Genomic DNA, 19,664 nt, shown 5'->3' on the forward strand with positions numbered 1-19,664 from the left:
ATGGAACTGAGTTTATTTCTTTCAATGGTAGGTTTTCTCTGGGTTGCCGCTATCACTCCCGGCCCAAACAATATGCTGTTAACTTCAGCTGGGGCCAATTTTGGTTTTATGCGGTCTATCTGGTTGATGTTAGGCATTATGTTAGGCATGCAAAGCATGCTACTGCTGGTGGCGTTTGGTGTCGGTGGCCTGATTCTGATCTACCCTTCTTTGCACTTAATTCTGAAAATCCTGGGTAGTCTTTATCTGCTATGGCTGGCATGGAAAATTGCCACTTCGGCCTATGAAAAATTAGACACCAATGTTGCTCCACCAAAACCGCTGCGTTTGTATCAAGGATGGTTATTGCAGTTCCTTAACCCAAAAGCCTGGCTGATGGGATTAGGATCAGTCGCCAGCTTTAGCATGGCAGGTGCAGCCTATAATCATTCCATCTTAATGATCAGTCTTGGTATGTTTATGGTGAATCTGGTGGCCGGTATCATTTGGCTGGGTTTTGGAACATTGATCGGTCGTCTGTTACGCAGTCGCCGGGCATGGTTTACCTTTAATATCGCGATGGGCTTGCTGACGGCGGCCTGTGTGTTGCTTATTTGGCATTGATCATACTCGTTATACTTCAAGCTGCATGTGCGTTGGCTGCTTTCATTACTCGACCCATTAATGGGCCCCGTGTCTTCGAGGCAGCTGCAAACATTATTTAGAGTATTAACCGTGGGGTTAATTAATGGCTTATAACTATTTTCATGTGGATGCGTTTATCGGCACAGGGTTATCCGGTAACCCTGCTGGCGTGTATTTACTGAAAAAACCGCTGTCGGCAGCACAGATGCAGTGTATCGCTGCGGAAATCAATTTGCCGGAAACCAGCTTTGTCTGGGATGAAGGAGATAAATCGGCAATCCGTTGGTTTACGCCAGAACGTGAAGTAGATTTATGCGGCCACGGCACCTTGGCGGCGGCGCATGTGATGTTCAACGTGGTCAACCCCGGTTTGCACGATATCTGTTTTCGTAGCGCCAGTGGTGATTTACATGTCAAGCGCGACACGGATAACTTTAGCCGACTATCACTGGATTTCCCTGCATTGCCCCCAGAGAAGATTGCGATTGCGGCTGAACTGAAGGCACTACTTAGCGTCGATATTCAGCAGGTATGGCAGGCAAAATCCGTACTGGTAGTGCTGGAGAGTGAGCAACAAGTACGTCAATTACAGCCGGATCTGGTGGCGCTGATTGCTTATACCGGCCGAAGTGTGATTGTGACTGCGCCGGGTGATGAGGTCGATTTTGTTTCGCGCTACTTTACCCTGAGCAGCAATGAAGATCCGGTTACCGGCTCAGCTCATTGCACGTTAATGCCATATTGGGTGGCGCGGTTGGGTAAAACATCGTTGCATGCTCGCCAGATATCTGCGCGCGGTGGTGAGCTATTCTGCACTTTAGTCGGGGAGCGCACTTTTATTTCAGGTGCATCCCGCATTTTCCTTAAAGGCGAAATTACATTTTAGTTAACTGTTTGTTACGGATAAGAATTCTATTGTGAGTCAATTTGTTATCGCTTAAAGGAATAAAGAATAATTTTTTATTCCTTTAGCGGTGTTACTCCTTCAGGTATCACTGTCATCTCAGCGCACCAAGTTTGTTTAGGGTCGCAACCATAACGAATGACACTGTTAACCGAGCGGAGTGAACCCATGACGATAACCTTTTCTTCTACAAGCCTTGCCAGCGCAGTTAGCGGCATCTGGCGAGCGGGTGGGGCGCTGTTGGCTCTGTCATTGGTGGCGACCAGCGCACATGCTGTTGATATGACCGTGGCGTATCAAACCTCTGCGGAACCAGCCAAAGTCGCGCAAGCGGATAACAGCTTTGCCAAGCTTTCCGGTGCCAAGGTAGATTGGCGTAAATTTGATAGTGGCTCTAGTGTCGTTAGAGCGCTTGCTTCGGGTGATGTGCAGATTGGCAATATCGGCTCCAGCCCACTGGCTGTTGCGGCCAGCCAGAATGTCCCGATTGAGGTTTTCCTATTGGCCTCGCAACTGGGTAGCTCTGAAGCATTAGTGGTCAAAAAAGAGATCAAAACCCCGCAGGATTTAATTGGTAAGCGCATCGCTGTGCCGTTTATCTCTACCACCCATTACAGCCTACTGGCCGCTCTGAAGCATTGGGGTATCAAGCCGGATCAGGTCACTATTCTGAACTTACAGCCACCCGCTATCGCTGCCGCCTGGCAACGTGGTGATATTGATGGCGCGTATGTCTGGGCTCCTGCTGTCAACGAATTAGCCAAAACCGGTACTGTCCTGACTGACTCCGCGCAAGTGGGGCAATGGGGCGCGCCAACCCTGGATGTTTGGGTGGTACGCAAGGATTTCGCTCAGGCCCATCCTGAAGTGGTGACCGCCTTTGCCCGCAGTGCATTGGCCGCTCAAGGGGCTTACTTGGCTCAACCTGATCAATGGCTTAAAAATCCAGAACATCTGAGCCAGCTTTCGCGCTTAAGCGGTGTTCCGCCAGAACAAGTGCCAGAACTGGTGAAAGGCAACACTTATTTGCCGGTGGCTGAGCAGATAACACAACTGGGTCAGCCGGTGGATCAAGCTATCCGTGATACCGCTGCGTTCCTCAAACAGCAGGGTAAGATCCCGCAGGTGGCCAGTGATTATCGTGATTTCGTCACTGACCGCTTTGTGAAAGATGTTCAGGCGACCCCGCAGTCCTAGGAGCCATCATGTTAAATGTCAGTGGCCTGTGGGCTGAATATCAGGGCAAACCTGCCTTACAGGATGTGTCATTACAAATCGCATCCGGACAGTTGGTCGTGGTATTGGGGCCATCAGGTTGTGGCAAAACCACATTGTTGAATTTGATTGCCGGATTTATGGAGCCTTCAGCTGGCAGCATCACTCTGGATGATATTCCGGTTCACGGCCCGAGTGCCGAACGGGGAGTGGTGTTCCAGCATGAGGGCTTACTGCCGTGGCGCGATGTGGTCAGCAATGTGGAGTTTGGCCTGCAACTGGCTGGTTTGAACAAGCAACAGCGGCAGGCAACCGCGCTGAAAATGCTTAATCGGGTCGGGTTAGCGGGTTTTGAACATCACTACATTTGGCAACTTTCCGGAGGGATGCGCCAGCGAGTGGGGATTGCGCGAGCGCTGGCGGTGGATCCGCGCTTATTACTGCTTGATGAGCCGTTCGGTGCGCTCGATGCTTTTACTCGTGAACAGATGCAAGAGCTGCTGCTGTCTATTTGGCGTGATACCGGCAAACAAATTCTACTGATTACTCACGATATTGAAGAGGCGGTATTTCTTGCCAGCGAACTGATATTGCTGTCACCGGGGCCAGGGCTGGTGGTCGAGCGATTATCGCTCAACTTTGGTCAGCGCTATGCCGATGGCGAAGCTTGCCGCAGCATTAAGTCTGATCCTGAATTTATTGCCCGTCGCGAATATGTGCTGGGTAAAGTCTTCCAACAGCGGGAGGCCCTGATATGAGCCTACACAGTACATTACGCGACACCAATTTACGCCCGCAAGCCACTTCATTACCAACGCCAGATACCCTGCGCCCAGCGCTCTTGATCGCTAAGAAGCCTGTGTACCGTTTACCGGCGACGAAAGGATTGTGGCTCAGCATCGCCACATTGGTGAGTGTGGTGACGCTGTGGTGGGCTGTTACCGCACTTGGGCTTATCAGCCCGTTATTCTTGCCCGCACCGCAACAGGTTCTGCATCAGTTATTGGTGACTGCCAGCCCACAGGGCTTTATGGATGCCACGTTATGGCAACATTTGGCGGCTAGTTTGGGGCGTATCTTAATTGCCCTGTTAGCCGCTATAGCTCTCGGCGTCCCCACCGGTATTGCTATGGGGCTGAGCAGCACAGTGCGTGGCGTGCTGGATCCGCTTATTGAGATTTATCGTCCTGTGCCACCACTGGCCTATCTACCACTAATGGTGATTTGGTTTGGTATTGGCGAGACATCAAAAATTTTGCTGATTTATCTGGCTATATTCGCACCGATCACTTTGGCTGCGGTAGCAGGCGTACGCAGTGTGGCACAGGTAAGAGTGAGAGCGGCACGCGCATTGGGTGCCAGCCGCTGGCAGGTTTTATGGTTTGTTATTTTGCCCAGCGCATTACCGGAGATTTTAACCGGCATTCGTATTGGGCTGGGTGTCGGTTGGTCAACATTAGTGGCGGCTGAGTTAATCGCTGCGACTCGTGGATTGGGCTTTATGGTGCAATCGGCTGGAGAATTTCTCGCCACCGACGTAGTGATTGCGGGCATCAGTGTGATTGCCATTATCGCTTTTGGTATGGAATTAAGTTTGCGGGCAATTCAACGCCGGTTAACGCCTTGGTATGGAGCACAGCAATGAATGAACGTTTGGTAGTGACGCCGTTGGGACCGTATATTGGCGCTCTGATTGAAAATGTGAATATCACCCGCCCGTTAGGGGATAGCCAGTTTGAACAGCTTTATCATGCATTGCTCAAGCATCAAGTCCTGTTTTTCCGCAATCAACCGATTACCCCGTTACAGCAACGCGATTTAGCCGGGCGCTTTGGTGATTTACATATTCATCCGGTTTATCCTCACGCGAAAGAGTGTGAAGAGATTATTGTTTTAGATACGCACGATAATAATCCGCCGGATAATGATAATTGGCATACTGACGTCACTTTTATCAAGACGCCACCTTTAGGTGCGATTCTGGCTGCCAAGCAATTGCCGAGCACCGGTGGTGATACGTTATGGAGCAGTGGCATTGCCGCTTATGAAGCCCTTTCAGCACCGTTTAAACAGCTTTTAGCTGGGCTACGGGCAGAGCATGATTTCACCCATTCTTTCCCCGAGCATAAGCACCGCGCAACGCCAGAAGACCATCAGCGCTGGTTGCTGGCAAAAGAGAGGAATCCGCCATTGCTCCATCCGGTAGTGCGTACTCATCCGGTGAGTGGGCGTCAGGCATTATTTGTTAATGAAGGGTTCACTACCAGAATAGTGGATCTGAGTGAGAAAGAGAGCGATGCGCTACTGCGTTTTCTATTTGCACATACCACCAAGCCGGAGTTTCAAGTGCGCTGGCGCTGGCAACAGGATGACGTGGCTATCTGGGATAACCGCGTTACCCAACATTATGCTAATGCGGATTATCTACCGCAGCGACGGATTATGCACAGAGCGACTATTCTCGGGGATAAGCCGGTATTTCGGCCTTAATAGGCTATCTTATTTGTTGCCCAATAATGAGCGGGCTGCACTTTCGACGGCATCGACCGTGATGTCTTCAACTTGCGGCCCCGCATGTAACAAGACATGGTGAACCAAAGGGTACCAGCGCAAGTACTTTTCTGGCCGCGATTCAAACAGCGCGACCACCGGTATTTGCAATGCAGAGCTGACATGCACCGGTGAACTATCAGCTGAAATAACCATATCCAGCAGACTTATGGCTGCAACAAACTCATCAACGCTGGGGGTGAATAGGCAACGGCCCTGAAAAGTGGCCAACTGTTCTTCGCTCGGAGGATCTGTTGGGTCATACAACATGATGATATCTGCCTGATCACTGAGTTTTTGCGCCAATTGTTGCCATTTCACCAAACTCCAGCGACGTTGCGGAGCTTTGTTGGAAATGAACAAGCCAATCCGCGGTCGGTCTTTTTCACCTAATTCTGTTCGCCATTTCACCTGCAATTGTGGATCTGGATAGATGTGCAGTTGCAATGCGTCGATATCAACGGGCTCTAATTCTGGTACCAGCGTGAAACCTGAGAGTGCCTCATGGCGTATGGGTCGATTGGTCACATGGTCAGGATTGCGATCGTCGAACTCACTTTCAGTGGTATGCCAGCGACCATCCGCACCACCCAGTAGTTTAGCGAATTGAATGCTGTTTTTGTTCATGCCGCCATTAGGAATAATCAGCAGATCAAAGTGCAATCGCCGTAATCGTCGAATCAGTGCCAGACGGTTAACGATAGCCTTAATTCTGCCATGCTGCTGATTCCTTTCACATTGCTTACTGTAAACATAGGTGTGAACTGCAGAAATGTCAGGGTTGCGAGCCAATACCGCCTGATTGTATTTATTCGCTAATACATGAATTTCTGCTGCTGGCCAACGTTGCTTGAGTGCATGCAACAACGCTGTGGTACAGACCATATCACCAAGGAAATCTATCCGGATAACCAAAATGCGCTGCATTTACACCTATTCCTACCGAAAATTTATTGTCTATTAGACACTAAAACCTTCTAAGTATTCACGGAAATAAGTATAAGTTATCTATCTATTTCTAAGGGTTATGATTTTGTTGTGCTAAACGTGCCAAAATCACGGAGCAACGTAATGCCCGCCAAAACTCATGGATATTACTCGCCCCCTGATATAGGGCCGAGGGTAAACCGAGCTCCCGAAACTCAATGGCTAACGCTGTACGCTCTGGTGACGGCGGTAATCTCTTACGCATTAGCCCTAAAAAATGGCTGCTCTCTTGATTGGCGTGGCGTAACAGTGCAGCGCGTAAAGGTAGTTCTTGTGCCCTGGCAAGGCTAACTAACGCTTTAATAATATGGAGATAGCTATTGGCGCGAGCCAATAAGGTGTGAACTGATGCTGAGTGTGTAATGGATTGCAAATTGGTACGGTAACCATAAAACGGCGCATTACAGAATCCAATACGTTGTGCGGCAAACGCCAGATGAGTCGTCCACAGAATATCTTCATGGAGCATTTTGGGAATAAATGCCAACTGGTGAGTATTAATGAGTTCGCGGCGAATTAATTGCAGCCATGCGTAATGTGGCCATTCATTATGCTCAACACTGCGGATAATCCATTGCTGGCCACTAAGTGTTTTACCCCACGATTGTTTATGTAACAAAGGACTATCTGGGGGTAAGCAAGGATCAGCAGTAAAGCTAAAACCATTGCCTACCAGTAAATCTAGTTGTTGTTGCTCAGCTTGCTGCAACCAAGTCAATAATGCATTGGGTGCAAGCCAATCATCACCGTCAGCAAAAGCAATCCAGCGAGCAGTCGCCCGAGTTATACCTGCATTACGGGCGGCTGAAAGTCCTTGATTGGATTGATTCACGATGATCAGTCGCGAGTCACTGCGCGCAGCATCTTCTAAAATCGCCAGGCTATTATCGGTTGAGCCATCATTAACGGCGATGATTTCCAATGACACGCCAGACTGCTGGTACAGTGAATCTAAGAGTAGTGCGAGATAAGCGCCGCAATTAAACACCGGCACTATCACGCTAATATCCCTATTATTCATAACCTTATTATCCTTAATGAGGTATTTTTTGAAAGGCGAGTTATCCCGCTTCGAACAGCTTGGTGAGATTCTCCAACTGCTCTTGCGCATCCAGCCACTGCATTTCAGTCTCTTCCAGCTTGGCTTTCACTTGCGTTTGCTGTTGCAGACACTGGGTTAAATCAGCCTTGCGAGAAATATCGTAGAGAGCTGAATCAGCCAGTTGCTCTTCGATGGCTGCTAACTCGCTGCCGAGCTTATCCATCTGTTTTTCCAGCGTCATAATTTGCTTACGCAACGGCTGGGTTTGGCTGCGGAACTCAGCATCACGGCGTTTTTGATCTTTGCGCTGCTGCGCACTGTTGCCGGACAACTCTTTGGCTGGATTATCCTGTTGACTTTGCTGGCGCTGTAGATCCACCAGAAACTGTTGATAATCTTCGAGATCACCGTCGAACTGCTCCACTTTGCCATCATGTACCAGATAAAGATCATCGGTGGTGGAGCGCAGTAAATGACGATCATGGGAAACCACCACCAATGCGCCTTCAAAATCAATCAATGCTTCGGTCAGGGCCTGGCGCATATCAAGATCCAGATGGTTAGTCGGTTCATCAAGCAGCAGTAGGTTAGGGCGCTGCCAGATGATCAGAGCCAACACCAGACGTGCTTTTTCACCTCCGGAGAAACGGGCTGTCGGGTCAGTAACCTGATCACCCTGAAAACCATAACCCCCTAGATAATCACGTAGCTGTTGCTCCGGCTCTTTGGGGGCCAATCGACTCATATGTTGTAGTGGAGATTCATCTGCTCGTAAGAATTCAAGCTGATGCTGGGCGAAGTAACCCAATTTAATCCCTTTGGACAGACCGATTTCACCACTTTGTGGTTCCAATGTTCCGGCTAGCAGCTTGATCAGGGTAGATTTACCTGCTCCGTTGCGGCCTAACAAACCAATGCGCGAGCCAGGCACCAGATTGAGCTTAATGGACTCTAAAATCGTGCGATCGCCATAACCAGCACTGACTTTGTCCATGCGTAACAGTGGATCTGGCAAGCTCTCTGGCGTGCGGAAACTGAAATGAAACGGGTTATCTACATGGGCCGGTGCAATCAGTTCCATCCGCTCCAGCATTTTAATGCGGCTTTGGGCTTGTTTGGCTTTGGTCGCCTGAGCACGGAAGCGGTCAATGTAACTTTGCAGATGCGCAACTTTCTCTTGTTGATGCTGATACATCGATTGTTGCTGTGACAGTTTGGTGGCACGCTGACGTTCAAAGGATGAATAGTTACCTGTGTATTCATTCAGCGTCTGCTGTTCAATATGCAGAATTTTATCGATAATAGGATCAAGGAAATCGCGGTCATGGGAAATCAACACCAGTGTGCCGGAGTAGTTTTTCAACCATTTTTCTAGCCAGATCACGGCGTCCAAATCCAAGTGGTTGGTCGGCTCATCCAGTAACAGTAAATCGGAGCGGCAAATCAGTGCTTGTGCCAGGTTAAGACGCATTCGCCAACCACCTGAAAATGAGCGCACAGGCTGCTGTAAACTTTCTTGAGAAAACCCCAATCCGTGTAGCAAACTGGCAGCACGGGATTGAATAGTCCATGCGTGAATGGCATCGAGCTTGCCGTGCACGGTGGCAATGGCATGACCATCATTTTTTTCATTGGCGGCCTGAAGTTCGGCCTCCAATTGGCGATATTCGCGGTCACCGTCGATAACATACTCTATCGCCGGCACATCCAGGGCAGGGGTTTCTTGGTTGACCCAAGCCAGTGCCCAGTTACTGGGAAAAGTAGCATTGCCACCATCGGCGCTCAGTTCGCCTTTGAGCAACGCCAGCAGCGTAGATTTACCACAGCCGTTTTTACCGACCAGCCCGACCTTTTGCCCAGGGTTGATCGTTGCTGTTGCATTATCCAGCAAGACGCGAATACCACGTCGAATTTGTAGCGAGGAAAAAACAATCATAGAGTGCCGTATGTTTAGAGTATGTTAAATTATCCCGTCATACTTCAAGTCGCATGTGCGTTGGCTATGCTCAATAACCCGAATCCACTTACAACACAGTAAGCTCATCGGGATTTTCTCGCTTGCCGCCTTCCTGCAACTCGAATTATTTAGGGTATTTATCTCCCAGGGTTCTTGAAGTTGCCAACTGACAACGCCAATGACTTGGGTACAAATTCTTAGTCTTTTTTGGTCTTTGCGAAGCATGGTAACGGAAAAACCGGACCCTGACGACGCTTTGGAGGGGAATGATGTCGCAGCCACCGAAGGTTTTGCTGTTGTATGCCCATCCGGAGTCACAAGACTCGGTGGCTAATCGGGTTTTGCTGCAACCGGTGCAGCAGTTAGAACATGTCACTGTGCACGACCTGTATGCACATTATCCGGATTTTTTTATTGATATTCACTATGAGCAGCAGTTACTGCGTGAACATCAAATTATTGTCTTTCAACATCCTCTCTATACCTACAGTTGCCCGGCATTGCTGAAAGAATGGTTGGATCGCGTGTTGGCGCGGGGCTTTGCCAATGGGGTGGGTGGGCATGCACTGACCGGTAAATACTGGCGTTCGGTGATTACCACTGGCGAGCCGGAGGGAGCTTATCGCACAGGGGGGTATAACCGCTATCCAATGGAAGATATTTTGCGGCCTTTTGAATTGACAGCAGCTATGTGTCATATGCATTGGATGAGTCCGATGATTATTTACTGGGCGCGGCGACAAAAGCCGGAAGTTCTGGCCAGCCATGCACAAGCTTATGCGCAGTGGTTGCAGTCACCGCTAGCGACAGGAGGGCACTGAATATGGAAGGCTCGGCGCTACTGACCGCGATTTTATTATTTCTATTTGCCGCTGTGGTGGCGGTTCCTATTGCGCAGCGCTTGGGTATCGGTGCGGTATTGGGTTATCTGATAGCCGGTATTGCCATCGGGCCTTGGGGTTTGGGGTTTATTCGTGATGTTGACGAAATTCTCCACTTCTCCGAATTAGGTGTTGTTTTCCTGATGTTTATCATTGGCTTGGAATTGAATCCAGCGAAACTTTGGCAGTTGCGGCGATCTATTTTTGGTGTCGGTGCAGGTCAGGTGGTGATAACCGCTACAGTATTAGGGGCATTGCTCTATTTTACCCAATTTGCCTGGCAAGCCGCAGTGATTGGCGGTATTGGTTTGGCGATGTCGTCAACAGCGATGGCATTACAGCTGATGCGTGAAAAAGGGATGAATCGCAATGAAGGCGGTCAACTCGGATTCTCGGTCTTACTGTTCCAAGACATGGCGGTTATCCCGGCTTTGGCATTGATTCCTATTTTGGCTGGTGGCGGTGGCGCTGCTAATGATTGGGTCAAAATTGGCATTAAAGTGGCGGCTTTTGCCGGTATGTTGATTGGTGGCCGATATCTGCTGCGCCCGTTGTTTCGCTACATTGTGGCCACTGGTGTGCGCGAGGTTTTCACCGCGGCGGCCTTGCTCGTGGTATTAGGTTCGGCACTGTTTATGGATGCACTAGGCCTATCTATGGCATTAGGGACATTTATTGCGGGTATCTTATTGGCGGAAAGTGAATTCCAGCATGAACTGGAAATCGCTATCGAACCCTTTAAGGGCTTGCTGCTCGGGCTATTTTTCATCTCAGTCGGGATGGCTTTGAACCTTGGCGTTCTGTTTACTCATCTGCTTGATGTTCTGTTAGGGGTTCTGGCGCTGGTCTTTATCAAAGGTACGGTGCTGTATGGCCTGGCACGGACATTTGGTTTGCGCCGTTCGGTACGCCTGCAATTTGCCGGCGTGCTGAGTCAGGGCGGTGAATTCGCTTTCGTCTTGTTCTCTGCAGCATTCTCTCAACATGTTTTAAATGCCGAACAACTGGCGTTATTGCTGGTGGTGGTTACTCTATCAATGATGACCACGCCGTTATTGATGCAGGGTATCGACCGTATTTTAGTGCGTCGTTACAACGCGCAAGAGGAGAGCGACGAGAAACCCTTTGTTGAAGACAATGATCCACAGGTGATTATTGTGGGCTTTGGGCGCTTTGGTCAGGTGATTGGCCGTTTACTGATGGCGAACAAAATGCGCATTACTGTGTTGGAGCGCGATGTCAGTGCGGTCAGTGTGATGCGCAAATACGGCTATAAAGTTTACTATGGTGATGCTACTGAGTTGGAACTACTGCGCGCTGCCGGGGCAGAAAAGGCCAAAGCTATTGTTATCACCTGTAACGAGCCGGAAGACACCATGGCGCTCGTACATCTGTGCCAGCAGCATTTCCCAAACCTGCACATTCTGGCACGAGCCAGAGGGCGTGTTGAAGCCCATGAACTCCTGCAAAATGGCGTCAAAGACTTTACGCGCGAAACCTTCTCCAGTGCGCTAGAACTGGGGCGAAAAACATTACTGGGGTTAGGTATGCACCCCCATCAAGCCTATCGTGCGCAGCAACATTTTCGGCGGCTCGATATGCGAATGTTGCGTGAACTGGTGCCGCAGCATCATGGTGATGTGGCGCAAATTTCCAGAGTTAAAGAAGCCCGCCGTGAACTGGAAGATATTTTCCAACGAGAAATGCTGCATGAAAGTCGGCAGTTAGATGGCTGGGATGAATACGAATAATGCCGGAGAAAACGATGACAAACGCTCTTAATAAAACAAAAAACCGTAAAAGATTTATTGCCGGTGCGGTTTGTCCACAGTGTAAGGCATTGGATACACTGGCTTTGTGGCGTGAAGATCAGGTTGAAGTGGTGGAGTGTGTTAAGTGCGGTCACCATCAGCGTCAAACGGATGAGCAGGTTAAGAAACACGTCCGTCCACATGAACAAGTGATCGGTATTTTCCATCCGGAGTAGCGTTATCCTTCGCGATTTTTTATGCTGGTGAGTACAGCGGTGCAGATTTCCGCTACAATCTGTGCCAATTTTTGTTCCAAGGGTAGGAGATATCATGAAAGTAGCAAAAGACTTGGTGGTCAGCCTGGCTTACCAGGTACGTACAGAAGACGGTGTTTTAGTTGATGAGTCTCCGGTGAGCGCGCCGTTGGACTACCTGCACGGACACGGTTCCCTGATCGCTGGTTTGGAAAAAGCGCTCGAAGGCCACGAAGCTGGCGACAGCTTTGATGTGCGTGTGAATGCTGACGAAGGTTACGGCAGCTATGATGAAAATCTGGTGCAGCGCGTACCTAAAGACGTCTTTATGGGCGTTGATGAGTTGGAAGTTGGCATGCGTTTTCTGGCTGATACCGATCAAGGTCCAGTACCGGTCGAAATCACTGCAGTTGAAGACGAGCATGTTGTGGTTGATGGTAACCACATGCTGGCGGGTCAGGATTTGAACTTCCACGTTGAAGTGGTTGCTATCCGTGAAGCAACAGAAGAAGAGCTGCAACATGGTCACGTACATGGTGAGCATGATCATCACCATGAACACGGTGACGGTTGCTGCGGCGGCCACGGCCATGATGAAAGTGACCACGGTCATGAACATGGCAAAGGTGGTTGTGGTAAAGGCGGCTGTGGCTGTCACTAAAATCTGACCTGTTGCTAAAATTTGATATGGTCAGTCAAAAGCCAGCCTTGTGGCTGGCTTTTTGCTCAATAGTGTGGCGGTGGCGGCTCTTCTGCTGGCGAGGCCATCATGGAAGACTGAGATTCTCGTAGTTTATCGGTCAATAAACGTAGATGCTCGCGCAGTTTGGTCATTTCCATCTGATGCTCCGTCACGATCAAATTGAGTTCCTCAATTGTCACTTCCTGAAATGCCAGACGGCTTTCCAGCATTTCCAGCCGTTGTTCAAACAGGGATTGTTCCATCTTAATTTCCTCTCATGACTGCAAACCATACCCTTTGGCTACTTTCCATGCGGTGATAATATGGAAAAGGTAGGGAGGGTTGATTCTACCTATAAAACTCTATGATTACCCCGTAAGGGTCAAGATATCGATAAAACGAAACTTCTTGTAGTAAAAAAAGTCTTAATATCACTTAATAGCATCAGCATAGAGATTGTTTTGTGTTCGCACAGACAGTTATAGTACAAGTTACACTTAGAATCGTTGCTTGGGGTAAGTGTCCTTAAGCCAATGGAGAAATGGATGAAATCACTGTTTAAAGTAACGCTACTGGCAACGACCATGGCGCTGACCCTGAATACCTCTGCGGCTTTCGCTGCGGAAACAGCGGAAACAGCTGAAACAGCTAAAGCCGTTGAAACAGCTAAAACCACGGAAACAGCTAAAGTCGCGGAAACAGCTAAAGTCGCGGAAACAGCTAAAGTCGCTGATGCGGCTGCAACGACAAATAGCGCATTTAAGAACGATGACCAGCAATCTGCATATGCATTAGGTGCATCATTAGGGCGTTATATGGACAACTCCCTTAAAGAACAAGAGAAGTTAGGCATTAAACTGGATAAAGACCAGTTGATCGCCGGTGTACAGGACGCCTTTGCCAGCAAAAGCAAACTGTCAGACGAAGAAATCGAAAAAACCTTACAAGGTTTTGAAGCGCGCGTAAAAGCTTCTGCTCAAGCCAAAATGGAGCAGGATGCTAAAGAAAACGCCGATAAAGGCGCTAAGTACCGCGAAACTTTCGCTAAAGAAAAAGATGTGAAGAAAACGGCATCTGGTCTACTGTACAAAGTAGAGAAAGCCGGTACCGGTGATGCACCAAAAGACAGTGATACCGTGGTAGTTAACTATAAAGGGACACTGACTGATGGTACTGAGTTTGATAACTCCTACAAACGCGGTGAGCCACTGTCCTTCCGCCTTGATGGTGTTATCCCAGGCTGGACCGAAGGCCTGAAGCAAATCAAGAAAGGCGGGAAGATCACTCTGGTTATCCCACCAGAACTCGCTTATGGCAAAACTGGCGTCCCAGGTATCCCTGCTAACTCTACTCTGGTCTTTGATGTAGAACTGTTGGATATCAAAGCAGCACCTAAAGCTGATGCCCAAGAAGAACAGCCAGCGGCTACTGACGCAAAAGCTAAGAAGTAATTTAGCTTATTCGCTGTCGTAGCTGAGTGCTGGTTATACTGATAACCGCCGCGATAATTGTCGTGGCGGTTTTTTTTTCGGTATATCAATTTGCACTTCTGCTCGTTGATAACTTGACGATTTATGGCTTGTGGGCTTAACGTCAATATCACGCGCGAACGCAAGGATTTTATCTCGGCATCTTTGCTAGACTTAAAATTCAGGATATTGAGTTATGAGTCTGCCAATGGTATTGAGACAGGCTTTACGTAGAGGATGGTGTCTTCGATGTCTAATTCGCTTCTCAGTAGCGAAACCAGTGAACTGGATTTACTGGATGAGCGTCCGTTCAGTCAGACGGACCATGAAATACTCAAATCATACGAAGCTATCGTTGATGGCTTGGCGATGCTTATTGGCAGCCACTGTGAAATTGTCCTGCATTCACTGGAAGACCTGAAAAGCTCTGCGGTAAGAATTGCGAATGGTGAACACACAGGCCGGCAGATTGGTTCTCCTATAACTGACCTTGCACTGCGGATGTTGCATGATATGGCAGGTGCCGACAGCAGTGTTTCAAGAGCTTATTTCACGCGCGCCAAAAGTGGTGTGTTAATGAAATCGGTTACTATCGCAATCCGAAACCGTGACCAGCGTGTTATCGGGTTACTATGCATAAACATGAATCTGGATGTACCTTTCTCGCAAATCATTCAGACGTTTATGCCGCCGGAAACACAAGAAGTCCCTTCCTCAGTAAACTTTGCCTCATCGGTTGATGACCTCGTGGCACAGACTCTGGAGTTCACCATCGAGGAAGTGAATGCCGATCGCAATGTATCGAACAATGCGAAGAATCGTCAGGTTGTGTTGAATCTTTACGAGAAAGGGATTTTTGATATCAAAGATGCCATTAACCAGGTCGCTGAACGGCTAAACATCTCTAAACACACGGTTTATCTCTACATTCGCCAGTTCAAAAGTGGTGATCTTGTGGGGCATGAGCGTTAATGTCGGGCGTGAAATACTGCCTGATGGTCACGGGGCCAGCCTATGGCACCCAGCAGGCCAGCAGTGCCTATCAGTTTGCTCAAGCTTTGGTAAACTCAGGTCACAATTTGGTTAGTGTTTTTTTCTATCGCGAAGGCGTTTTGAATGCTAACCAATTAACCGCACCTGCCAATGATGAATTTGACTTGGTTCGCGCATGGCAACAATTAGCGAGCGAACATGCTGTCGTATTGAATGTGTGTGTGGCGGCGGCATTGCGCCGCGGTGTTACTGACCGACATGAAGCCGAGCAACTCAACTTGGCAGCGGCAAATCTGCAACCCGGTTTTACCTTGGGCGGGCTGGGTGCGTTGGCAGAAGCAGCATTAACCTGTGATCGTATGGTGCAATTTTAATGACAATGAAAAGTGTCGCTTTTGTTTTCACCCAAGGCCCTCATGGTAATTCAGCTGGTCGCGAGGGACTGGATGCTTTGCTGGCAACATCTGCACTGAGTGAAAATCTGGGCGTATTCTTCCTTTCCGATGGTGTATTGCAATTACTCCCACAGCAGCAGCCAGAAAAAATTCTCGCTAGAAACTATATTGCTACTTTCGGTGTCTTACCGTTGTACGATGTCGAGCATTTTTATATTTGTGAAGACTCATTGCAGCAGCGCGGATTAAGTGAAGTGACGGATTGGATACTTGATGTCGAAGTATTATCTCCGGTAAATTTGCGCCGCCACTTGGCAAATTATGATGTTGTGCTGACTTTTTAATGAGGTTTGGGTAGCCATAATGCTGTTTACCGTCAGTCATTCCCCTTATCACTGCGATTTATCTGCATTGCTGAGATTAGTCACATCTGAAGATGCGATTCTATTCCTGCAAGATGGTGTGATGGCCGTTTTGAAAAACAGTGAAAGTCTTAACTTATTGTTAAATAACCCGGCTTCGCTATTTGTATTGGAAGATGATGTGATTGCGCGCGGTTTATGTGGTCAAATTTCAGACAGTGCGATGCTAATCAGCTATACTCACTTCGTGGATTTGACCCTAAAACATCAGCAACAACTGGCATGGTAATGCAGTCAATGCTGTATATTTCTTGACACCTTAGATAGTCAGCCATAAAATTCTGCGTCCTCGTTCTCTGCCAGTAGTGCAAACGAGGGGGATTTATCACGTGTTTACGAAGCAAAAAACCAGGAGCTTTTTTAATAATGGCAACGATTAACCAGCTGGTTCGCAAGCCACGCAGCATGAAGGTTGCTAAAAGCAACGTTCCTGCGCTGGAAGCATGCCCGCAGAAACGTGGTGTATGTACCCGCGTATATACAACCACTCCGAAAAAACCTAACTCCGCACTGCGTAAAGTTTGCCGTGTGCGTTTAACTAACGGTTTTGAAGTCACCTCCTACATCGGTGGTGAAGGTCATAACCTTCAGGAACACTCCGTGATCCTGATCCGTGGCGGTCGTGTTAAAGACTTGCCAGGTGTGCGTTACCACACCGTTCGCGGCGCGCTTGACTGCTCAGGTGTTAAAGACCGTAAGCAATCACGTTCTAAGTACGGCGTGAAGAAGCCAAAGGCTTAATGGTTCTCCGTTAAGTAAGGCCAAACATTTTCACATTAATGTCAAAATAAACTCTTAGAGTTTTGGACAACCCTGAATTAACAACGGAGTATTTCCATGCCACGTCGTCGTGTAATTGGCCAGCGTAAAATTTTACCAGATCCTAAGTTCGGATCTGAATTGCTGGCTAAATTTGTAAATATCCTGATGGTAGATGGTAAAAAATCTACTGCAGAAGCAATCGTCTATACCGCGCTGGAGACCCTGGCTCAGCGTTCAGGTAAAGATTTTCTGGAAGCTTTCGAAGTAGCTCTGGACAACGTGCGCCCGACTGTCGAAGTTAAGTCTCGCCGCGTTGGTGGTTCTACTTATCAGGTACCAGTTGAAGTTCGTCCGGTTCGCCGTAATGCCTTGGCAATGCGTTGGATCGTTGATGCTGCTCGTAAACGCGGTGATAAATCCATGGCTTTGCGCTTGGCGAATGAACTGTCTGACGCAGCAGAGAACAAAGGTTCTGCTGTTAAGAAACGTGAAGACGTTCACCGTATGGCCGAAGCTAACAAGGCGTTCGCGCACTACCGCTGGTAATCACCACGCAGTAGTTATGCTAACCATGCGGGCGCTTTAATAGTTAGCCCGCATGTGTTAACCGAATGAACGTCCTAGGAATAGAGGAATCAAATGGCTCGTAAAACACCCATTGAGCGCTATCGTAATATCGGTATCAGCGCTCACATCGACGCCGGTAAGACAACCACTACCGAACGTATCCTGTTTTACACCGGTGTAAACCATAAAATCGGTGAAGTCCATGACGGCGCAGCCACCATGGACTGGATGGAACAGGAGCAGGAGCGTGGTATTACCATTACTTCTGCGGCTACTACCTGCTTCTGGTCTGGTATGGCTAAACAGTTCGAACCACATCACGTCAATATCATTGACACCCCTGGGCACGTTGACTTCACCATCGAAGTAGAACGTTCCATGCGTGTTCTTGACGGCGCGGTAATGGTTTACTGTGCAGTTGGTGGTGTTCAGCCACAGTCTGAGACCGTATGGCGTCAGGCTAACAAATATAAAGTTCCACGCATTGCGTTCGTTAACAAAATGGACCGTATGGGTGCTAACTTCCTGAAAGTTGTTGGTCAGATTAAATCTCGTCTGGGCGCGAATCCAGTTCCATTGCAACTGGCTATCGGCGCGGAAGAGAAATTTACCGGTATTATCGACCTGGTAAAAATGAAAGCGATCAACTGGAACGAAGCTGATCAGGGCGTGACCTTCGAATACGAAGAGATCCCGGCTGATATGGCTGAACTGGCTGCTGAATGGCACCAGAATCTGGTTGAATCTGCTGCAGAAGCGTCAGAAGAGCTGATGGACAAATATTTGGGCGGCGAAGAGCTGACCGAAGAAGAAATCAAGAAAGCTCTGCGTCAACGCGTTCTGCGCAACGAAATTATCCTGGTTACCTGTGGTTCTGCGTTTAAAAACAAAGGCGTACAGGCAATGCTGGATGCAGTTATCGAATACCTGCCAGCACCAACTGATGTTGAAGCTATCAACGGTATTCTGGACGACGGTAAAGATACTCCGGCAGTTCGTCACTCAGACGACAAAGAGCCGTTCTCTGCACTGGCGTTTAAAATTGCAACCGACCCGTTTGTGGGTAACTTGACGTTCTTCCGTGTGTACTCTGGCGTTGTTAACTCCGGTGACACCGTGTTGAACTCAGTGCGTTCACAGCGTGAGCGTCTGGGCCGTATCGTACAGATGCACGCCAACAAACGTGAAGAGATCAAAGAAGTTCGTGCTGGCGACATCGCAGCAGCGATTGGTCTGAAAGACGTGACGACTGGTGACACCTTGTGTGATCCAGCTAATCCGATCATCTTGGAACGTATGGAGTTCCCAGAGCCAGTAATCTCTGTTGCCGTTGAACCAAAAACCAAAGCCGACCAAGAAAAAATGGGTATGGCTCTGGGTCGTCTGGCAAAAGAAGATCCATCATTCCGCGTTTGGACTGACGAAGAATCTGGTCAGACTATCATCGCTGGTATGGGTGAGCTGCACTTGGATATCCTGGTTGACCGTATGCGCCGCGAATTTAACGTGGAAGCAAACGTCGGTAAACCTCAGGTTGCATACCGTGAAACTATCCGCGATACCGTTAAGGACGTGGAAGGTAAGCACGCTAAGCAATCAGGCGGTCGTGGTCAGTACGGTCATGTTGTTATCGACATGTCTCCGTTACCACCGGGTGGCACTGGGTATGAATTCGTCAACGAAATCGTTGGTGGTTCTATTCCTAAAGAGTTCATCCCTGCTGTTGATAAAGGTATCCAGGAACAACTGAAAGCCGGTCCTTTGGCTGGTTACCCAGTTGTTGACGTTAAAATCCGTCTGCACTACGGTTCTTACCATGACGTTGACTCCTCAGAATTGGCGTTTAAATTAGCCGGTTCTATCGCCTTTAAAGAAGGGTTCAAACGAGCTAAACCAGTTCTGCTTGAGCCAATCATGAAGGTTGAAGTCGAAACCCCTGAAGATTACATGGGTGACGTAATGGGCGACCTTAACCGTCGTCGTGGTATCATCGAAGGTATGGAAGATACTGCTACCGGTAAAACCGTTCGCGTCAAGGTTCCGTTGTCTGAAATGTTCGGTTATGCTACTGACCTGCGTTCTCAGACTCAGGGCCGTGCTTCTTACTCCATGGAATTCCTGGAGTATGCTGAAGCACCTAGTAACGTCGCTAAAGCCGTTATCGAAGCCCGTGGCAAATAAGCTTTCGGGTTTAAAACAATGATCCAGT

22 protein-coding genes are annotated in these 19,664 nt (G+C 48.6%); 18 read left to right on the forward strand and 4 right to left on the reverse strand.

Going from position 1 to position 19,664, the window contains the following annotated elements:
- The 6 genes from ACF3VQ_RS01110 to tauD all read left to right on the forward strand — a co-directional run bounded on the left by ACF3VQ_RS01110 (position 1) and on the right by tauD (position 5,233).
- On the forward strand, positions 1–603 hold the full coding sequence (locus tag ACF3VQ_RS01110) for a LysE family translocator (protein ID WP_392433071.1): 603 nt from the start codon (positions 1–3) through the stop codon (positions 601–603).
- Between the two features lie 124 nt (positions 604–727).
- The gene (locus ACF3VQ_RS01115) at positions 728–1,510 is read left to right on the forward strand and encodes a PhzF family phenazine biosynthesis protein (protein WP_392433072.1); all 783 of its coding nucleotides are present in this window, start codon (positions 728–730) and stop codon (positions 1,508–1,510) included.
- Between the two features lie 186 nt (positions 1,511–1,696).
- Complete coding sequence (gene tauA, locus ACF3VQ_RS01120) at positions 1,697–2,725, forward strand: taurine ABC transporter substrate-binding protein (RefSeq protein WP_392433073.1); 1,029 nt, start codon at positions 1,697–1,699, stop codon at positions 2,723–2,725.
- 8 nt (positions 2,726–2,733) lie between these two features.
- Positions 2,734–3,501 carry a taurine ABC transporter ATP-binding subunit gene (gene tauB / locus ACF3VQ_RS01125; RefSeq protein ID WP_392433074.1) on the forward strand — a complete coding sequence of 256 codons (768 nt, stop codon included), beginning with the start codon at positions 2,734–2,736 and terminating at the stop codon, positions 3,499–3,501.
- A complete protein-coding gene (gene tauC / locus ACF3VQ_RS01130) occupies positions 3,498–4,388 on the forward strand; it encodes a taurine ABC transporter permease TauC (protein WP_392433075.1) in 891 nt (296 codons plus the stop codon). The genes tauB and tauC overlap by 4 nt, the downstream gene beginning before the upstream one ends.
- The gene (gene tauD, locus ACF3VQ_RS01135) at positions 4,385–5,233 is read left to right on the forward strand and encodes a taurine dioxygenase (protein WP_392433076.1); all 849 of its coding nucleotides are present in this window, start codon (positions 4,385–4,387) and stop codon (positions 5,231–5,233) included. The genes tauC and tauD overlap by 4 nt, the downstream gene beginning before the upstream one ends.
- Positions 5,234–5,242: 9 nt before the next feature.
- On the opposite strand, the gene ACF3VQ_RS01140 is transcribed toward tauD, so the two are convergent.
- The 3 genes from ACF3VQ_RS01140 to ACF3VQ_RS01150 form a co-directional block, all read right to left on the reverse strand.
- Positions 5,243–6,220, reverse strand: a complete 978-nt coding sequence (locus ACF3VQ_RS01140; protein WP_392433077.1) for a glycosyltransferase family 9 protein — start codon at positions 6,218–6,220, stop codon at positions 5,243–5,245.
- 91 nt (positions 6,221–6,311) lie between these two features.
- Positions 6,312–7,301, reverse strand: coding sequence for a glycosyltransferase (locus ACF3VQ_RS01145; RefSeq protein WP_392433078.1), 990 nt, complete (start codon positions 7,299–7,301; stop codon positions 6,312–6,314).
- Between the two features lie 40 nt (positions 7,302–7,341).
- On the reverse strand, positions 7,342–9,258 hold the full coding sequence (locus ACF3VQ_RS01150; RefSeq protein ID WP_392433079.1) for an ABC transporter ATP-binding protein: 1,917 nt from the start codon (positions 9,256–9,258) through the stop codon (positions 7,342–7,344).
- A 290-nt stretch (positions 9,259–9,548) separates the two neighbouring features.
- On the opposite strand from ACF3VQ_RS01150, the gene kefG reads away from it, so the two are divergent.
- The 4 genes from kefG to slyD all read left to right on the forward strand — a co-directional run bounded on the left by kefG (position 9,549) and on the right by slyD (position 12,826).
- Positions 9,549–10,100 (forward strand): glutathione-regulated potassium-efflux system ancillary protein KefG, encoded by a 552-nt coding sequence (gene kefG, locus ACF3VQ_RS01155; protein ID WP_219642636.1) that lies wholly within the window; start codon positions 9,549–9,551, stop codon positions 10,098–10,100.
- Positions 10,101–10,102: 2 nt separating this feature from the next.
- Positions 10,103–11,911, forward strand: a complete 1,809-nt coding sequence (kefB, locus tag ACF3VQ_RS01160; RefSeq protein ID WP_392433080.1) for a glutathione-regulated potassium-efflux system protein KefB — start codon at positions 10,103–10,105, stop codon at positions 11,909–11,911.
- Positions 11,912–11,925: 14 nt separating this feature from the next.
- Positions 11,926–12,147: a YheV family putative zinc ribbon protein gene (locus ACF3VQ_RS01165; RefSeq protein WP_392433081.1), complete on the forward strand. Its 222-nt coding sequence runs from the start codon at positions 11,926–11,928 to the stop codon at positions 12,145–12,147.
- Positions 12,148–12,241: 94 nt separating this feature from the next.
- A complete protein-coding gene (slyD, locus tag ACF3VQ_RS01170) occupies positions 12,242–12,826 on the forward strand; it encodes a peptidylprolyl isomerase (protein WP_004391442.1) in 585 nt (194 codons plus the stop codon).
- A gap of 65 nt (positions 12,827–12,891) precedes the next feature.
- On the opposite strand, the gene ACF3VQ_RS01175 is transcribed toward slyD, so the two are convergent.
- Positions 12,892–13,110, reverse strand: coding sequence for a SlyX family protein (locus tag ACF3VQ_RS01175; protein WP_005159809.1), 219 nt, complete (start codon positions 13,108–13,110; stop codon positions 12,892–12,894).
- Positions 13,111–13,392: 282 nt separating this feature from the next.
- Here ACF3VQ_RS01175 and fkpA point away from each other — a divergent pair, with 282 nt between their 5' ends.
- The 8 genes from fkpA to fusA all read left to right on the forward strand — a co-directional run bounded on the left by fkpA (position 13,393) and on the right by fusA (position 19,636).
- Entirely contained in the window at positions 13,393–14,298 is a 906-nt protein-coding gene (gene fkpA / locus ACF3VQ_RS01180) for an FKBP-type peptidyl-prolyl cis-trans isomerase (RefSeq protein ID WP_392433082.1), read from the forward strand.
- 267 nt (positions 14,299–14,565) lie between these two features.
- Positions 14,566–15,288, forward strand: coding sequence for a transcriptional regulator (locus tag ACF3VQ_RS01185; RefSeq protein ID WP_019084070.1), 723 nt, complete (start codon positions 14,566–14,568; stop codon positions 15,286–15,288).
- Complete coding sequence (gene tusD / locus ACF3VQ_RS01190; protein ID WP_392433083.1) at positions 15,288–15,683, forward strand: sulfurtransferase complex subunit TusD; 396 nt, start codon at positions 15,288–15,290, stop codon at positions 15,681–15,683. The genes ACF3VQ_RS01185 and tusD overlap by 1 nt, the downstream gene beginning before the upstream one ends.
- On the forward strand, positions 15,683–16,048 hold the full coding sequence (tusC, locus tag ACF3VQ_RS01195) for a sulfurtransferase complex subunit TusC (protein WP_392433084.1): 366 nt from the start codon (positions 15,683–15,685) through the stop codon (positions 16,046–16,048). The genes tusD and tusC overlap by 1 nt, the downstream gene beginning before the upstream one ends.
- Before the next feature lie 19 nt (positions 16,049–16,067).
- Positions 16,068–16,355: a sulfurtransferase complex subunit TusB gene (tusB, locus tag ACF3VQ_RS01200; protein ID WP_392433085.1), complete on the forward strand. Its 288-nt coding sequence runs from the start codon at positions 16,068–16,070 to the stop codon at positions 16,353–16,355.
- Positions 16,356–16,492: 137 nt separating this feature from the next.
- Positions 16,493–16,867, forward strand: coding sequence for a 30S ribosomal protein S12 (gene rpsL / locus ACF3VQ_RS01205; protein ID WP_002212323.1), 375 nt, complete (start codon positions 16,493–16,495; stop codon positions 16,865–16,867).
- A 96-nt stretch (positions 16,868–16,963) separates the two neighbouring features.
- Positions 16,964–17,434, forward strand: coding sequence for a 30S ribosomal protein S7 (gene rpsG, locus ACF3VQ_RS01210; RefSeq protein ID WP_002212324.1), 471 nt, complete (start codon positions 16,964–16,966; stop codon positions 17,432–17,434).
- Positions 17,435–17,527: 93 nt separating this feature from the next.
- The gene (gene fusA / locus ACF3VQ_RS01215; protein ID WP_392433086.1) at positions 17,528–19,636 is read left to right on the forward strand and encodes an elongation factor G; all 2,109 of its coding nucleotides are present in this window, start codon (positions 17,528–17,530) and stop codon (positions 19,634–19,636) included.
- Positions 19,637–19,664 lie beyond the last annotated feature (28 nt).

This window comes from Yersinia fenwicki (genome assembly GCF_043099325.1).
GTDB lineage: Bacteria > Pseudomonadota > Gammaproteobacteria > Enterobacterales > Enterobacteriaceae > Yersinia.

Bases quoted from the DNA above. Each gene is read 5' to 3' on its own strand.
- ACF3VQ_RS01110 (WP_392433071.1), top strand. From the start codon at position 1: ATGGAACTGAGTTTATTTCTTTCAATGGTAGGTTTTCTCTGGGTTGCC.
- ACF3VQ_RS01115 (WP_392433072.1), top strand. From the start codon at position 728: ATGGCTTATAACTATTTTCATGTGGATGCGTTTATCGGCACAGGGTTA.
- tauA (WP_392433073.1), top strand. From the start codon at position 1,697: ATGACGATAACCTTTTCTTCTACAAGCCTTGCCAGCGCAGTTAGCGGC.
- tauB (WP_392433074.1), top strand. From the start codon at position 2,734: ATGTTAAATGTCAGTGGCCTGTGGGCTGAATATCAGGGCAAACCTGCC.
- tauC (WP_392433075.1), top strand. From the start codon at position 3,498: ATGAGCCTACACAGTACATTACGCGACACCAATTTACGCCCGCAAGCC.
- tauD (WP_392433076.1), top strand. From the start codon at position 4,385: ATGAATGAACGTTTGGTAGTGACGCCGTTGGGACCGTATATTGGCGCT.
- ACF3VQ_RS01140 (WP_392433077.1), bottom strand. From the start codon at position 6,220: ATGCAGCGCATTTTGGTTATCCGGATAGATTTCCTTGGTGATATGGTC.
- ACF3VQ_RS01145 (WP_392433078.1), bottom strand. From the start codon at position 7,301: ATGAATAATAGGGATATTAGCGTGATAGTGCCGGTGTTTAATTGCGGC.
- ACF3VQ_RS01150 (WP_392433079.1), bottom strand. From the start codon at position 9,258: ATGATTGTTTTTTCCTCGCTACAAATTCGACGTGGTATTCGCGTCTTG.
- kefG (WP_219642636.1), top strand. From the start codon at position 9,549: ATGTCGCAGCCACCGAAGGTTTTGCTGTTGTATGCCCATCCGGAGTCA.
- kefB (WP_392433080.1), top strand. From the start codon at position 10,103: ATGGAAGGCTCGGCGCTACTGACCGCGATTTTATTATTTCTATTTGCC.
- ACF3VQ_RS01165 (WP_392433081.1), top strand. From the start codon at position 11,926: ATGACAAACGCTCTTAATAAAACAAAAAACCGTAAAAGATTTATTGCC.
- slyD (WP_004391442.1), top strand. From the start codon at position 12,242: ATGAAAGTAGCAAAAGACTTGGTGGTCAGCCTGGCTTACCAGGTACGT.
- ACF3VQ_RS01175 (WP_005159809.1), bottom strand. From the start codon at position 13,110: ATGGAACAATCCCTGTTTGAACAACGGCTGGAAATGCTGGAAAGCCGT.
- fkpA (WP_392433082.1), top strand. From the start codon at position 13,393: ATGAAATCACTGTTTAAAGTAACGCTACTGGCAACGACCATGGCGCTG.
- ACF3VQ_RS01185 (WP_019084070.1), top strand. From the start codon at position 14,566: ATGTCTAATTCGCTTCTCAGTAGCGAAACCAGTGAACTGGATTTACTG.
- tusD (WP_392433083.1), top strand. From the start codon at position 15,288: ATGTCGGGCGTGAAATACTGCCTGATGGTCACGGGGCCAGCCTATGGC.
- tusC (WP_392433084.1), top strand. From the start codon at position 15,683: ATGACAATGAAAAGTGTCGCTTTTGTTTTCACCCAAGGCCCTCATGGT.
- tusB (WP_392433085.1), top strand. From the start codon at position 16,068: ATGCTGTTTACCGTCAGTCATTCCCCTTATCACTGCGATTTATCTGCA.
- rpsL (WP_002212323.1), top strand. From the start codon at position 16,493: ATGGCAACGATTAACCAGCTGGTTCGCAAGCCACGCAGCATGAAGGTT.
- rpsG (WP_002212324.1), top strand. From the start codon at position 16,964: ATGCCACGTCGTCGTGTAATTGGCCAGCGTAAAATTTTACCAGATCCT.
- fusA (WP_392433086.1), top strand. From the start codon at position 17,528: ATGGCTCGTAAAACACCCATTGAGCGCTATCGTAATATCGGTATCAGC.